Genomic DNA, 13,263 nt, shown 5'->3' on the forward strand with positions numbered 1-13,263 from the left:
CAGACATGATCTTCAACTCCCATGCTTGTACATGCGCGCTCAACGGTGGCGCGCGTAACCGTTCGGGCTCAATGAAGACCAGCGCGGTGGCCGTGCGTTCTGTACTCAGGGACGGGCTTGAAAACCCCAGTCGCTACCAAACTGCACGGACCGGTCTGGCTGCCTTAAAGGCCGTCAAACTTTACCGCGATGGTCGAAAGGAAGATACAAGTCGCTTCGCGCCTTCCCCCTGGAAGGGGGACGCCGCAAGTGCGGCGGGGCGGCCCTTGCACGGCGGCCGCTGGCTTCGTGCACGCCAGTTGCGGGCGCAGTGATCCGTGAACAGCATGAATATCGGAAACATATCCATGTTCCAACGACTTCTCTCAGGCGACTACCCGCGCAGCAAGGTGCTGGCGGGCATTCTCGTGGCCATTTTTGTGGGCCTGGCGTTTGCTCCGTTTCTGTTTCCCGGCGTCAAGGCGCTCAATGTGGCGGCCAAGGTGCTGGTCTTCGTGGTGCTGGTGGCCAGCTTCGATCTGTTGCTGGGCTACACCGGCATCGTGAGTTTTGCGCACACCATGTTCTTTGGCATTGGTGCCTACGGCATTGCTGTGGCCACCACGCGCATGGGGCCCACCTGGGCTGCGCTGGGCGTGGGTATTGGCGGTGCGCTGCTGTTGTCGCTGTTGCTGTCGCTGGCGGTGGGGCTGTTTTCGCTGCGGGTGCGGGCCATCTTCTTCGCCATGATCACGCTGGCCGTGGCGGCGGCGTTCCAGACGCTGGCCTCGCAGCTGTCGGACATCACCGGCGGCGAGGACGGCCTCACCTTCAAGGTGCCCGAGGTGCTGTCGCCCAGCTTTGAGCCGTTTGACGATCCGTTCCTGGGTGTGACCCTCGACGGTCGACTCATCTGCTACTACCTGCTGTTCGTCACGGCGGTGGTATTGGTGCTGGCACTGCTGCGCATCGTCAATTCGCCCTTCGGCCGCGTGCTGCAGGCCATCCGCGAAAACGAGTTCCGCACCGAGGCGATTGGCTACCGCGTAGTGGTGTACCGCACCACATCGAGCGTGCTGTCGGCACTGTTTGCCACGCTGGCGGGTGCCATGCTGGCACTCTGGCTGCGCTACAACGGGCCCGACACCTCACTGAGCTTTGAAATCATGATGGATTGCCTGCTCATCGTGGTGATTGGCGGCATGGGCACGATTTACGGCTCGGTCATTGGTGCTGTGCTGTTTGTGGTGGCGCAAAGCTACCTGCAAGATTTGTTGCGCCTGGGGCATGAGGCCACCACTGGCCTGCCATGGCTGTCGGCGCTGCTCTCGCCAGACCGCTGGCTGCTGTGGCTGGGCGTGCTGTTTGTGCTTTCGGTTTATTACTTTCCCTCCGGCGTCGTTGGACGTCTGCGATCTGTGCGCGCCCAAGCCTGAGCGCGTTTTTGTGTCAGTGAAAAAGGAGACAACATGAAAGTGAATCTGCACGACAACCGCGCCCTGAAGGTGGCCATGACTGCGTTGGCAGGGGCTGTGATGGCCGCATGCGGGGGCTCATCCAACCCGACCAATGACCTTCCGGCCGGCATCACACCGGTGAGCGCCACGGTCTACCCGGCCACAACGGCGGGCAAAGGGGACACCACCGCCACGCAGGACTTGCTGACTGGTGGCATCGGCAAAACCGGGCTGGGCGCCGCCACGCCGGCCTATGCCGATCCCGCCAACCCCACAGCGGCAGAGCTGCGCCGCAATGCGCTGTATTCCAACTACCGCGGCATTCTGGATTACTCAGTCAATGGGGGCTACGGCAGCCTGTATGGCCCCAATGTCACGGCTGCAGGCGCAGTCACGACCGGCGAGGGGCTGATTCCGGGCCGCGAATACGTGGCGGTGCTCGACGACGGCTCGGGCCGCAAGCGGACGGTGATTGCGGTGCAGGTGCCCGACAGCTTCAACCAGGCCAACCCCTGCGTGGTACTGGGCGCCTCGTCGGGATCGCGCGGGGTGTATGGCGCCATCGGCACGGCCGGCGAGTGGGGCCTGAAAAAGGGCTGTGCCGTGGCCCTGACCGATGCCGGCAAGGGCGTTGGCCTGTACGACATGATGGACGACACCGTGCACAAAATTGATGGCACGCGCGCCACCCGCACGGCCGCAGGCTCCCTCAATTTCTTTGCCGCCAACATCACCGATGCAGCGCGCACCGCCTACAACGCGCTGTTCCCGAACCGCCTGGCCATCAAGCAGGTGCACTCGCAGCAGAACCCCGAAAAAGACTGGGGCAACGACACGCTGGCGGCCGGGCGCTATGCCATGTTTGTGCTGAACGACCGCTATGGCACGGCCGCCAATCCGGTGCCGTTCACGCCGGAAAACACCATCGTGATTGCCGGCTCTGCATCCAACGGCGGTGCTGCTTCGCTGGGTGCGGCCGAAAAAGACAGCGGTGGGCTGATTGATGGCGTGGTGGCCTCCGAGCCCGTCACTGAAATGCCAACCACCAGCGGCTATGGCATCCAGTTTGGCGGCGCCGCCGTCACCGGTTACGGCAAGACGCTGGCGGACTTCACGACCTACGGCAACATCTACCAGCCCTGCGCTGCGCTGGCCACGGATGCGGCCATGAGCGAGACGTCCATCTTCAACTACATCCAGCTGGTGGGCATGACGGCGCGGGCCGCGGCACGCTGCGATGGCCTCGCAGCCAAGGGGCTGGTCAGTGGTGCCGACACGGCTGCGCGGTCGCTGGATGCGCTGAACAAATTGCGCGCTTATGGCTGGACGCCCGACAACGACCAGATGCACAACGCCCACTATGCCCTGGGCAACGGACCCATTCTGTCGGCCATGTACCCGGTGAGCTACGGGCGATTCCCCGTCGAGGCCAATGTGTGCAACACCAGCTTTGCGGCGGTGAACGCCACAGGCGTGCCGGTGGCGGTGGCGCCTGCAACGCTGGCGCAGAGCTTTGCCACGGCCAATGGCACCGCCAACGGCACACCTGCGACGGTGGTTTACAACGACTCGGTGGGCGGGGCGAAGGCGTGGCAGTTTGCCGTGTCGCCATCCACCGGCGTGGCGGACTTTGGCCTGGACAACGCCTTGTGCCAGCGTGCGCTGGTCACGGGATCTGACCCGGTCAGCGGCGCGAGCCTGACGGCCGCATCCACACCCACCAAGGCACAGAGCGACGCGGTGCGGGCGGGCATTGCCGAGGTGGTGCTGAACGGCAACCTGCGCGGCAAGCCCACCATCATCGTCAGCGGCCGCAGCGATGCCCTGGTGCCGGTGAACAACAACTCGCGCGCCTACGCCGCCTACAACAAGGTGGTGGAAGGTGCCGCCAGCAAGCTGCGCTATATCGAGGTGACAAACGGCCAGCATTTCGACACCTTTCTGCCGTTCGGCGGTTTTGACACCCGCTTTGTGCCCTTGCACCCCTACTTCAACCAGGCGATGGATGCGATGTATGCCCACCTGAAGTCGGGTGCCGCCTTGCCCGCGAGCCAGGTGGTGCGCACCACGCCGCGCGGCGGTGTGGCAGGTGCTGCCCCGGCCATCACGGCTGCCAACGTGCCGCCGTTTGTGGCGGCGCCTGCAGCTGCGAACCAGATTGGCTTTGCCGGCACGTCGCTCAGCGTTCCCAACTGAGCGCCTGTGTCACGCGCCCCGCACTGGAGTCTGCTGCGATGCCAACACGATGGAAGCGATGCGCCGCCATCTGCTTGGCAGCCTTGGCCCTTGATTCCGGTGCGGGGACTGCACCGCCCATCCGGGCGGATGAGAACGTCATTGTCCAAGTGGCGCCGTGGGCGATGCTGCGGGCTAGCGCTGACGCGTTGATGCATAAAATTTTGCGCGTTGCCTCCTTTGCACGCGACACGCTCACAGGCCTGATCAATGCCCACCAGCTGGGCGTGAGGCAGGTGGCTCCTTGACGCGATCGGCCCCAGGTGGCCTTGGTGCTGTTGGCGTCTGATTAGAACCAGCCGCATAGGCACGCAGCCACCCCGTTTCTGTTTCAAAAGGCTGAGCACCATGCTTCCTTCCTCACGCTACATCCGCTGCGCCGGTTACGAAATTCATTGCACCGAATGGGGTGCGCCCGAGGCTCCCGTGGTGATCGCCTGGCACGGGCTGGCGCGCACCGGGCGTGACATGGACGCGCTGGCGCGGCATTTGAGCAGCCGCTATCGCGTGATCTGCCCCGACACCATTGGTCGGGGCCTGAGCCAGTGGGCGCGGGAGCCGAGGGACGAATACCGGCTGTCGTTTTATGCGCGCATTGCCGCCGACCTGTTCGATCAGCTGGGTATCGACATGGCGCACTGGATTGGTACCTCTATGGGCGGCGCGATTGGCACGGTGTGCGCGTCGGGGCTTTTCGAGCCGCAGCTCAAGGGCCGCATCATGCGCCTGCTGCTTAACGACAACGCCCCCCGCCTGGCCGATGCCGCGCTGGAGCGCATCAAGGCCTATGCGGGCCAGCCGCCTGCGTTTGACACGGTGATGGAGTTGGAGGCATTTTTTCGGCAGGTGTACCAGCCTTATGGCTGGCTCAGCGATGCCCAGTGGCGGCAGTTGACCGAAACCTCCATCCGCCGCCTGCCCGATGGCCGCGTGACGCCGCACTACGACCCGGCCATGGTGCAGCAGTTCACGCACCATGCCAACGATTACCTGATCTGGGACCACTACGACGCGCTCGACATCCCTGTGCTGTGCCTGCGCGGCGCCCAGTCAGATCTGGTGTTGCCCGAAACCACGGCAGAGATGCTCACCCGAGGCCCCGGCATGCGCGGCCTGCTGCAGGTGGTCGAGGTGCCGGGTTGCGGCCATGCGCCCGCCCTGAATGTGCCAGAGCAATTTGCGCTGGTGGACGGGTTTTTGTCGGACACCTGAGTCCGCAACCATGGGGCAGCCCAGAACTGCGCATCGGGCGGCGAGCTGGCGCATTTCACGCCCCGAGGGGGTGTGCCGGGTTACTACAGCGGGGGGCTGATGATCACGGCCATTTTTGCAAATGAGCTACCATTTGGTTTGTTTTGCGACTGATTGGTAATACATGCTGTTTTCCTCCCCCTTGGTTCGTCGGCTCGCGCTGATCTTCTCTGCAACGGTTTTGTTGGCCGTCAGCGGTTGCACATCCACCAGCCCGCCCTCCGGCATCTCCGCCGTCACTCCGTTTGACCTGGCCCGCTACGAAGGGCGTTGGTACGAGGTGGCGCGCCTGGATCACTCGTTTGAACGCGGCATGACGGACGTGAGCGCCATGTACCAGCGTCAGGCCGATGGCAGTGTGCGTGTGGTCAATCGGGGCTTTGACACAGCCAAGAAAGACTGGCGCCAGGCGCTGGGCAAGGCGCTGTTTACGGGCGATGTGCAAACGGCCTCGCTCAAGGTGTCGTTCTTTGGCCCGTTTTACGGCGGCTACCATGTGGCCGCGCTGGATCCGGATTACCAGTGGGCCCTGGTGGTGGGGCCAGACCGCAGCTACTGCTGGATCTTGTCGCGCACCAAGCAGCTCGCGCCCTCCGTGCGTGCCCAGCTTGTTGCACGCGCCAGTGCTTTGGGCATCGACACCCAGTCACTGATCTGGGTGACCCACGAGCGCACCGATCCGCAGCCATGAGTGCCGCTGGTCTCCGGCCCGTCGCCGTCATTGGCGCAGGCCTCTCGGGCTTGTCGTGCGCACATGCGCTGCTGCAGGCGGGCCACACGGTGCATCTTTTCGACAAAAGCCGGGGCTCATCGGGCCGTATGAGCACACGGCGCGCCGAAGACGCCCACGGCCCGTGGCAGTGCGACCATGGCGCGCAGTACTTCACCGCGCGTGACGCGGCTTTCCGCGCCGAGGTGGCGCGCTGGCAGCAGGCCGGCGTGGCCGACTTGTGGGATGCCCGCCTGGCCAGCTTTGACGGCAGCGCCTTTGCCCCGCTGCACACGCCGCTGGAGCGTTTTGTGGGCACACCGCGCATGACATCACCCGCCGCGTGGCTGGTGCAGAACCTGGGAGAGCGCGCCGGAGCATCGGCACGCACCCAATGGCAAACCACTGTGCAGCGCCTGGATCGGCATACGGATGGCTGGGCCATCACCTCCGCAGAGCAGGGCTTGCACCCCGAGCAGTATGGCGCCGTAGTACAGGCCGTGCCTGCCCCGCAGGCCGCGCCGTTGCTGGCGCCTGTGTCGCCAGCGGGTGCAGCGGTGGCCGCCAGCGCGCCCATGCGCGGCAGCTGGGCCGTGATGATGCGCTACGCAGCCCCTTTGGCCATGCCGTGGGAGGGCGTGTTCATCAACACCGGCCCGCTGCGCTGGGTGGCCCGTGACAGCAGCAAACCCGGTCGCACTGGCCCCGAGACCTGGCTGCTGCACGCCAGCCCCGAGTGGAGCGATGCGCACATGGAAGATGACGCTGATGCAGTCACCGCTGCATTGATCGCCGCTTTTGTCGCATTGGGCGGCCCCGCACCGTTGGCCGCCACGGCCCATCGCTGGCGCTATGCCGACACCGAGCTCGCGCTGACGATGGGTAGTTGGTGGGACGCATCGCTGCGTCTGGGCATGTGCGGAGATTGGCTCAACGGCGGCAAGGTCGAAGGCGCCTGGCTCAGTGGCCGTGCGTTGGCACAGCAGGTGCAAGCTGCGTGACACTCTGAACAAGGCACGCGCCATGGCCTACACCGTTGTCTGGTTCAAGCGCGACCTGCGGGTGCACGACCACGCACCCCTGGCCCAGGCCGCGCAGCGCGGACCCGTGCTTTGCCTGTATGTGGTCGAGCCCAGCCTGTGGGCCCAGCCCGACGCCGCGCTGCAGCACTTTCGGTTCTTGCAAGAGAGCCTTGTCGACCTGGCGCAAGACCTGCGCCGCTGCGGAGCCGAGTTGCAAGTGGCCGTGGGCGAGGTGCCTGAGGTGCTGGCCCGCCTGCACGCGCTGGCCCCGTTTCACACCCTCACTTCGCATGAAGAAACCGGCAACGGCCACACCTATGCGCGCGACAAGGCCGTGGCCCGCTGGTGCGCAAACCAGGGCGTAGCCTGGCGTGAGTGGGCCCAGCACGGCGTGGTGCGCCGCCTGCCCACGCGCGATGTGTGGCACCAACGCTGGCAGACTTTCATGCACGCGCCTCAGATGCCAGCGCCGGCACCCGGCAGCCTGGCGGGGCGGGCCTTGCCCTGGCCCACAGAGCCCTGGCCCGAAGGCGCATGGCCGGGCTTGGATATCCACGATCCACCCCTGCGCCAGCGTGGCGGACGCTTGCGCGGCTGGCAGGTGCTGCAAGACTTTTTGCATGATCGCAGCCGGGGTTACCGGGGAGGTATTTCATCGCCCCTCACGGCGCCCACGGCCTGCTCGCGCCTTTCGCCCTACCTTGCCCTGGGTTGCCTTGGCATGCGCGAAGTGGTGCAGGCCACCCAGCGGCGCCAGCAGCAACTGCAGGGCAGCGCCGAGCCCGGTGCGGGCTGGCAGCGCCAGGGTCTCACGGCCTTTATGAGCCGCATGCACTGGCACTGCCACTTCATCCAGAAACTCGAATCCGAACCCGCGCTGGAGTTTGACAACCTGCACCGCGGCTACAACGGCCTGCGCGAGGGCGACTGGAACGAGGCCCACTTTGCCGCCCTGGTGGCCGGGCGCACCGGCTGGCCCATGGTGGATGCCTGCGTGGCCATGCTGCGCGAGACGGGCTGGGTCAACTTTCGCATGCGGGCCATGCTGGTGTCGGTGGCGTCGTACCCGCTGTGGCTGCACTGGCGCCCTGTGGGCCAGTGGCTGGCGCGGCAGTTTCTGGACTACGAGCCCGGCATCCACTGGAGCCAGATGCAAATGCAGGCGGGCACCACCGGCATCAACACCACTCGCGTGTACAACCCCATCAAGCAGGCGCAAGACCACGACCCGCACGGCCACTTTGTTCGCCACTGGCTTGCCGCAATGCGCCGCGTACCTGACGCTTGGTTGCTGGAGCCCTGGCGCATGCCGCCCGGCGTGCAGGCGCGCTGCGGCGTGCGCGTGGGGCACGACATTGCCCAGCCGCTGGTGGACCTGGATCAAGCCACCCGCGCTGCCAAGGCCCGCGTGCACGGCCTGCGCGCCCAGGCCCCCGTGCGTGCGGCCAAAGCCGCCATCGTGCAAAAGCACGGCTCGCGCGTGCACCGCGACAGTGGCCCGCGCCGCAAAGCCACGGCCCACCCCCAGCAGCAAACCTTGGACTTCTGACCCATGCGCATGCGCAAAAAGCACGACCTGCCGCAGAAAAAATGCCTGCACTGCGGACTGCCCTTCACCTGGCGCAAAAAGTGGGAGAAGGTGTGGAATGAGGTGAAATACTGCTCTGACCGCTGCCGCAACGAACGCAAGCGCAGTGGCGACGCGGGCGGTGAGGGTGCGGCATGAACACGGTGATTTTCTGGTTTCGCAACGACCTGCGCCTGCACGACCAGCCCGCGCTGGCTGCAGCGCTGGCCAGCGGCGCCACCCACCTGCTGCCCGTGGTGTGTCTGCCCCGGGCAGACGAAGCCACGCCCTGGGGCTTTGCCCGCGTGGGCCCGCACCGCCGCGCCTTTGCAGCCGCCGCGCTGCGCGACCTGGGCACCCGCATGGCTGGGCAAGGCAATCCACTCATGGTGTGCCATGCCCCGCCCGCCACCGTGTTGCCCGCATTGGCCCACGCCGTCGGGGCGAGCGCCGTGGTGTGCGAAGACATTGTCGCCCCCTACGAGCAGGCCGAAGTCGCCGCCCTGCGCGCCGCCGGGCTGCCGGTGCGCGCTGTGTGGCACAGCAGCCTGCTCCAGCCTGAGGACATGCTCTGGCCTGCGGCAGAGCTTCCCGGCGTGTTCACCACGTTTCGTCAGAAGGTGGAGCGTGCGGGCATCATGCCCACAGCGCCTTTGCCCCCGCCCACATCGTTGTTGCCGCCCCCGATGGTGCCGCCCGATGTGATGCTGGCGGCGGGCGCCGTGCCTGCGTGTGCAGGGCAGGGCGCCGATACCGCTGTTCCCAATAACGCAGCCGGGTGTGACCCACGCTCGTCCTTTCCCTACGGCACATCCGCCTGCAACGGTGGCGAAACCGCCGCACTCGCCCATTTGGCGCAGTACCTGGCGCGCAAGCTGCCCCACAGCTACAAGGCCACGCGCAATGGACTTACGGGGTTGCATTACTCCAGCAAGTTCTCGCCCTGGCTGGCTAGCGGCGCGCTCTCGGCCCGGCAGGTGTTTGCCGGCCTGAAAGCGTTTGAACGCGAGCACGGAGCCAACGACGGCACCTACTGGCTGTGGTTCGAGCTGCTGTGGCGCGACTACTTTCGGCTGATGCACCTGCAATACGGGCCGGCGCTGTATGGGGCTCGTGGGCTTTCACAGCTGCCCCAGGCCCCGCACAACCACCAGGGCTTTGAGCGCTGGTGCCAGGGCCGCACGGGCGAACCGCTGGTCGATGCCGCCATGCGCGAGCTGGCCACCACCGGGTATCTGAGCAACCGCCTGCGCCAGGTGGTGGCCAGCTACCTCATCCACGACCTGTGCGGCGACTGGCGCGCGGGCGCCGCGTGGTTTGAATCGCAGCTGGTGGACTATGACGTGTACAGCAACCAGGGCAACTGGCTTTACATCGCCGGGCGCGGCACCGACCCGCGTGGTGGCCGCCGCTTCAATGCCACCAAGCAGGCGCACGACCATGATGCCGACGGTACTTACCGCCGGATGTGGGGCACGGCATGAACACTCCACGCGCGCACACCCTGCGCCTGCTGCTGGGCGATCAGCTCAATCCCCAGCACAGCTGGTTTGCCACGCAGGACGACGGCGTGGTCTATGTGCTGATGGAAGTGCGGCAAGAGACTGACTAAGTGCTGCACCACGCGCAAAAAGTCCTCGCCATCTTTGCCGCCATGCGCGACCTGGCCCGCCACCTGCGCGAGGCCGGGCACCGCGTGCGCTATGTGACGATTGACGACGCCAGCAACCGCCAGTCCATCCCCGCCAACCTGGCCGCCCTCATGGCCCACTACGGCGCGCAGACGCTGCAATACCAGCACCCCGACGAATGGCGGCTGGACGAGCAACTGCGCACCTGGGGCGCGGAGCAGACGTTTGCCGTGCAGGCCGTCAGCAGCGAGCACTTCTACACCACGCGCACCGAAATGGCTGAGGTGTTCAAGGGCCGCAAGCAGTGGCTCATGGAGCACTTCTACCGCCACATGCGCCAGCGCCACAGTGTGCTGATCGACGAGGCGGGCGAGCCCGAAGGCGGGCAGTGGAACTACGACCACGACAACCGCAAACCCTGGCCCGGCACACCGGCATTGCCGCCCGACGCCCGCCCCACGCACGATCACAGCGCCCTGTGGGCCACCATCCAGGCCGCGGGCGTGCAAAGCTTTGGCAACCCGCAGGCCCACGCGCTGCGCTGGCCGCTGAACCGGGCCGAGGCGCTGGTGTGGCTCGATCATTTCATCACCACCACGCTGCCCGACTTTGGCGCGTATGAAGACGCCATGAACACCAAGAGCGCGCGGCTGTTCCATTCGCTGCTGTCGTTCGCGCTCAACACCAAAATGCTGCGCCCGCACGAGGTGGTGCAGCGCGCCGCGGCTGCGTACCACGCAGGCGCCGCGCCCTTGCCAGCGGTGGAGGGCTTTATCCGCCAGATATTGGGTTGGCGCGAATATGTGCGCGGCATCTACTGGGCCCACATGCCCGGCTACGACAAGCGCAACGCCTTGGGCCACCACACGCCGCTGCCGGAATGGTTCTGGACGGGCGAGACCAAAATGCGCTGCATGCAGCACGCCGTGGGCCAGTCGCTTCAGGATGCATACGCACACCACATCCAGCGCCTCATGGTCATCGGCAACTTTGTGCTGCTGGCGGGGCTGGAGCCCGCTGCCGTGCACCGCTGGTACCTGGGCGTGTACATCGACGCCTTTGAATGGGTGGAGGTGCCCAACACCGTGGGCATGAGCCAGTTTGCCGACGGCGGCCTGCTGGCGACTAAACCCTATGTGAGCAGCGCCGCCTATATCGACCGCATGAGCGACTACTGCAGCGGCTGCCACTACGACAAAAAGCAAAAAGTGGGTGAGCGGGCCTGCCCGTACAACGCGCTGTACTGGGACTTTTTTGCGCGCAACGAGGGCACGCTGGGCAACAACTTTCGCCTGGGCATGGTGTACCGCCAGCTGCAGAAGATGCAGGGCCCGCAGCTGGATGCGCTGCGTGAACACGCCGCCGACCTGCGCACGCGGCTGGACACTTTGTAGCCGCCCGCACCCAGCGCCCACAACCCCTCGCACCAGCGCCCGCCCATGTCCACGCCGTCCCTCCAGTCACTCCCCCAGGGCTACCGCGCCCTCGTCATTGGTGCCACCGGCGCCATCGGCGGCGCCTTGCTCGGCCACCTGAAGGCCGACCCGCGCTGCGCCCTGGCCGTGGGCCTGGGCCGCCACACCACGCCCGCAGTGGACCTGGACGATGAAGCCACCATTGCCCAGGCCGCCCAGCACCTCAAAGCCCAGGGGCCGTGGCACTGCGTCATCCACGCCGCAGGCATGCTGCACGGCACCCATGGGCTGCCCGAAAAGCGCATGGCCCAAATGAACTACGCGCAGATGGAAGCCACCTTCCTCACCAACACCTTCGGCCCCGCGCTGGTGCTGGCCCACTTTGCGCCGCTACCGCCCCGGCAAGGGCGCAGCCTGCTGGCCGTGCTCTCGGCCAAGGTTGGCAGTATTGGCGACAACCGCCTGGGCGGCTGGTACAGCTACCGTGCATCCAAGGCCGCACTCAACATGCTGCTCAAAACGGCGTCGATTGAAGTGGCCCGCACCCACCCGCAGGCCGTGCTGGTGGCGCTGCACCCCGGCACCGTCAACTCGGCGCTGTCGGCTCCGTTCAACGGGGCAGAAATAGGACGACCAGCCGCCGATGCGGCGGGGGACATGCTGCGGGTGCTTGACGGGCTGCCAGCGGAGCAAACCGGCAGCTTTCACGCCTACAGCGGCGAGCCACTGCCCTGGTGAGCAATGCCGCGGTTTGCTATCTTTTTGATATGGCCGGCGCGCTCCCATCAAGCGCTGGCGGCCGATTTGCCTTGAATGCCTGCGCCAGTGAGTTCGATCAAATGGGAGGGTAGACGCCGGTGCCGCCTGGCCAGGCGGTGAGCACCTCGTAGCCGCTGTCGGTCACGGCCACCATGTGTTCCCACTGGGCAGACAGTGACCGGTCCTGCGTCACCACCGTCCAGCCATCGGCCAGCTCTTTGGTTTCGCGCTGGCCTGCGTTGAGCATGGGCTCGATGGTGAAGACCATGCCTGCCTCCAGCCGCAGGCCCTGGCCGCGCCTTCCGTAGTGCAGCACCTGCGGTTCGTCGTGGTACACGGTGCCAATGCCGTGGCCGCAGTATTCGCGCACCACGCTAAAGTTCTCGCGGTGCGCTACGGCGGCAATGGCGTGGCCCACATCGCCCAGCGTGGCGCCGGGCTTCACTTCGCGAATGCCTGCGCACAGCGCTTCGTACGTGGTGTGCACCAGCCGCTGTGCCAGCGTGCTGGGCGTGCCCACGCAGAACATGCGGCTGGTGTCGCCGTACCAGCCGTCTTTTTCCACCGCCACATCAATGTTCACGATGTCGCCCTTTTTCAGCGTCTGCTGGGGCGACGGGATGCCGTGGCACACGACATGGTTCACCGAGGTGAGCACCGTCTTGGGGTAGCCCAGGTAGCCCACGTTGGCAGGCCGTGCGCCTTGCACGTTGACGATGTGGTCATGGCACAACTGATCCAGCGCCTCGGTGGTCACGCCTGGCACCACATGCGGCTCGATCATGGCAAGCACTTCGGCGGCCAACTGCGCCGCTTGGCGCGCCTTCACCAATTCATCGGCCGAGCGAATCGGCACCCCGCGATGTGTGCGCGCCATCAGTGCTGCTTTCCTGCGCGGGCGGGGGCCGTGGTTGCCACCTTGTCCAGCTCGCCCCTCGCAGCCAGTGCTACATCAAGGCCACCGGCCAGCTCGGCGCGCACCAGCATCTGGCAAATCTCGCGGTGGTCCAGGTCGGGGTACATCTCGGCCAGCATGCCGACACGCATCCAATGCTCGGCCTGGGAGTTGATGGAACGGCTCAATGCGTTACTGGCCAAGCGCAGGTTCTCGTGCATTTGATCGGAAATTTTGACGATGCCCATGGTCTAAAAAATATGTAAAACGTATGTTAATTGTATATGTTTTGCTTATTCTTGCTGGGGCAATGCAGACTTCGCATCGCAAGGGGGGGCAGGGC

Annotated in this window: 12 protein-coding genes and 1 pseudogene; 11 read left to right on the forward strand and 2 right to left on the reverse strand. The window is 65.8% G+C overall.

What is annotated here, in order from left to right; genetic code table 11:
• The 11 genes and pseudogenes from DTW89_RS19790 to DTW89_RS16445 form a co-directional block, all read left to right on the forward strand.
• Positions 1 to 314, forward strand: a 314-nt coding sequence (locus DTW89_RS19790; protein ID WP_236637178.1) for a hypothetical protein, incomplete at its 5' end; no start/stop codon positions are given.
• 33 nt (positions 315 to 347) lie between these two features.
• On the forward strand, positions 348 to 1,415 hold the full coding sequence (locus DTW89_RS16400) for a branched-chain amino acid ABC transporter permease (protein WP_114656712.1): 1,068 nt from the start codon (positions 348 to 350) through the stop codon (positions 1,413 to 1,415).
• A gap of 33 nt (positions 1,416 to 1,448) precedes the next feature.
• Positions 1,449 to 3,632: a 3-hydroxybutyrate oligomer hydrolase family protein gene (locus DTW89_RS16405; protein ID WP_114656713.1), complete on the forward strand. Its 2,184-nt coding sequence runs from the start codon at positions 1,449 to 1,451 to the stop codon at positions 3,630 to 3,632.
• Between the two features lie 387 nt (positions 3,633 to 4,019).
• Positions 4,020 to 4,883: an alpha/beta fold hydrolase gene (locus DTW89_RS16410; protein WP_114656714.1), complete on the forward strand. Its 864-nt coding sequence runs from the start codon at positions 4,020 to 4,022 to the stop codon at positions 4,881 to 4,883.
• 163 nt (positions 4,884 to 5,046) lie between these two features.
• Positions 5,047 to 5,613, forward strand: a complete 567-nt coding sequence (locus DTW89_RS16415) for a lipocalin family protein (protein ID WP_114656715.1) — start codon at positions 5,047 to 5,049, stop codon at positions 5,611 to 5,613.
• Positions 5,610 to 6,632, forward strand: a complete 1,023-nt coding sequence (locus tag DTW89_RS16420; RefSeq protein WP_114656716.1) for an NAD(P)/FAD-dependent oxidoreductase — start codon at positions 5,610 to 5,612, stop codon at positions 6,630 to 6,632. Before DTW89_RS16415 ends, DTW89_RS16420 begins: the two co-directional genes overlap by 4 nt.
• A 22-nt stretch (positions 6,633 to 6,654) precedes the next feature.
• The gene (locus tag DTW89_RS16425; protein ID WP_114656722.1) at positions 6,655 to 8,202 is read left to right on the forward strand and encodes an FAD-binding domain-containing protein; all 1,548 of its coding nucleotides are present in this window, start codon (positions 6,655 to 6,657) and stop codon (positions 8,200 to 8,202) included.
• Positions 8,203 to 8,205: 3 nt separating this feature from the next.
• Positions 8,206 to 8,379: a DUF2256 domain-containing protein gene (locus DTW89_RS16430; RefSeq protein ID WP_114656717.1), complete on the forward strand. Its 174-nt coding sequence runs from the start codon at positions 8,206 to 8,208 to the stop codon at positions 8,377 to 8,379.
• Positions 8,376 to 9,704, forward strand: a complete 1,329-nt coding sequence (locus DTW89_RS16435; RefSeq protein ID WP_114656718.1) for a DASH family cryptochrome — start codon at positions 8,376 to 8,378, stop codon at positions 9,702 to 9,704. Before DTW89_RS16430 ends, DTW89_RS16435 begins: the two co-directional genes overlap by 4 nt.
• A pseudogene (locus DTW89_RS16440) lies at positions 9,701 to 11,245 on the forward strand (cryptochrome/photolyase family protein). The gene DTW89_RS16435 and the pseudogene DTW89_RS16440 overlap by 4 nt, the downstream one beginning before the upstream one ends.
• Before the next feature lie 45 nt (positions 11,246 to 11,290).
• Positions 11,291 to 12,004: an SDR family NAD(P)-dependent oxidoreductase gene (locus DTW89_RS16445; RefSeq protein ID WP_114656719.1), complete on the forward strand. Its 714-nt coding sequence runs from the start codon at positions 11,291 to 11,293 to the stop codon at positions 12,002 to 12,004.
• Positions 12,005 to 12,101: 97 nt separating this feature from the next.
• Here DTW89_RS16445 and map read toward each other — a convergent pair whose 3' ends face one another.
• Both map and DTW89_RS16455 read right to left on the reverse strand, forming a co-directional pair.
• Complete coding sequence (map, locus tag DTW89_RS16450) at positions 12,102 to 12,902, reverse strand: type I methionyl aminopeptidase (protein ID WP_114656720.1); 801 nt, start codon at positions 12,900 to 12,902, stop codon at positions 12,102 to 12,104.
• Positions 12,902 to 13,168: a ParD-like family protein gene (locus DTW89_RS16455; protein WP_114656721.1), complete on the reverse strand. Its 267-nt coding sequence runs from the start codon at positions 13,166 to 13,168 to the stop codon at positions 12,902 to 12,904. Before DTW89_RS16455 ends, map begins: the two co-directional genes overlap by 1 nt.
• Positions 13,169 to 13,263: the final 95 nt, after the last annotated feature.

It is taken from the genome of Acidovorax sp. BoFeN1 (assembly GCF_003345135.1).
GTDB classification, from domain to species: domain Bacteria; phylum Pseudomonadota; class Gammaproteobacteria; order Burkholderiales; family Burkholderiaceae_C; genus Acidovorax; species Acidovorax defluvii.

Bases quoted from the DNA above. Each gene is read 5' to 3' on its own strand.
- DTW89_RS16400 (WP_114656712.1), top strand. From the start codon at position 348: ATGTTCCAACGACTTCTCTCAGGCGACTACCCGCGCAGCAAGGTGCTG.
- DTW89_RS16405 (WP_114656713.1), top strand. From the start codon at position 1,449: ATGAAAGTGAATCTGCACGACAACCGCGCCCTGAAGGTGGCCATGACT.
- DTW89_RS16410 (WP_114656714.1), top strand. From the start codon at position 4,020: ATGCTTCCTTCCTCACGCTACATCCGCTGCGCCGGTTACGAAATTCAT.
- DTW89_RS16415 (WP_114656715.1), top strand. From the start codon at position 5,047: ATGCTGTTTTCCTCCCCCTTGGTTCGTCGGCTCGCGCTGATCTTCTCT.
- DTW89_RS16420 (WP_114656716.1), top strand. From the start codon at position 5,610: ATGAGTGCCGCTGGTCTCCGGCCCGTCGCCGTCATTGGCGCAGGCCTC.
- DTW89_RS16425 (WP_114656722.1), top strand. From the start codon at position 6,655: ATGGCCTACACCGTTGTCTGGTTCAAGCGCGACCTGCGGGTGCACGAC.
- DTW89_RS16430 (WP_114656717.1), top strand. From the start codon at position 8,206: ATGCGCATGCGCAAAAAGCACGACCTGCCGCAGAAAAAATGCCTGCAC.
- DTW89_RS16435 (WP_114656718.1), top strand. From the start codon at position 8,376: ATGAACACGGTGATTTTCTGGTTTCGCAACGACCTGCGCCTGCACGAC.
- DTW89_RS16445 (WP_114656719.1), top strand. From the start codon at position 11,291: ATGTCCACGCCGTCCCTCCAGTCACTCCCCCAGGGCTACCGCGCCCTC.
- map (WP_114656720.1), bottom strand. From the start codon at position 12,902: ATGGCGCGCACACATCGCGGGGTGCCGATTCGCTCGGCCGATGAATTG.
- DTW89_RS16455 (WP_114656721.1), bottom strand. From the start codon at position 13,168: ATGGGCATCGTCAAAATTTCCGATCAAATGCACGAGAACCTGCGCTTG.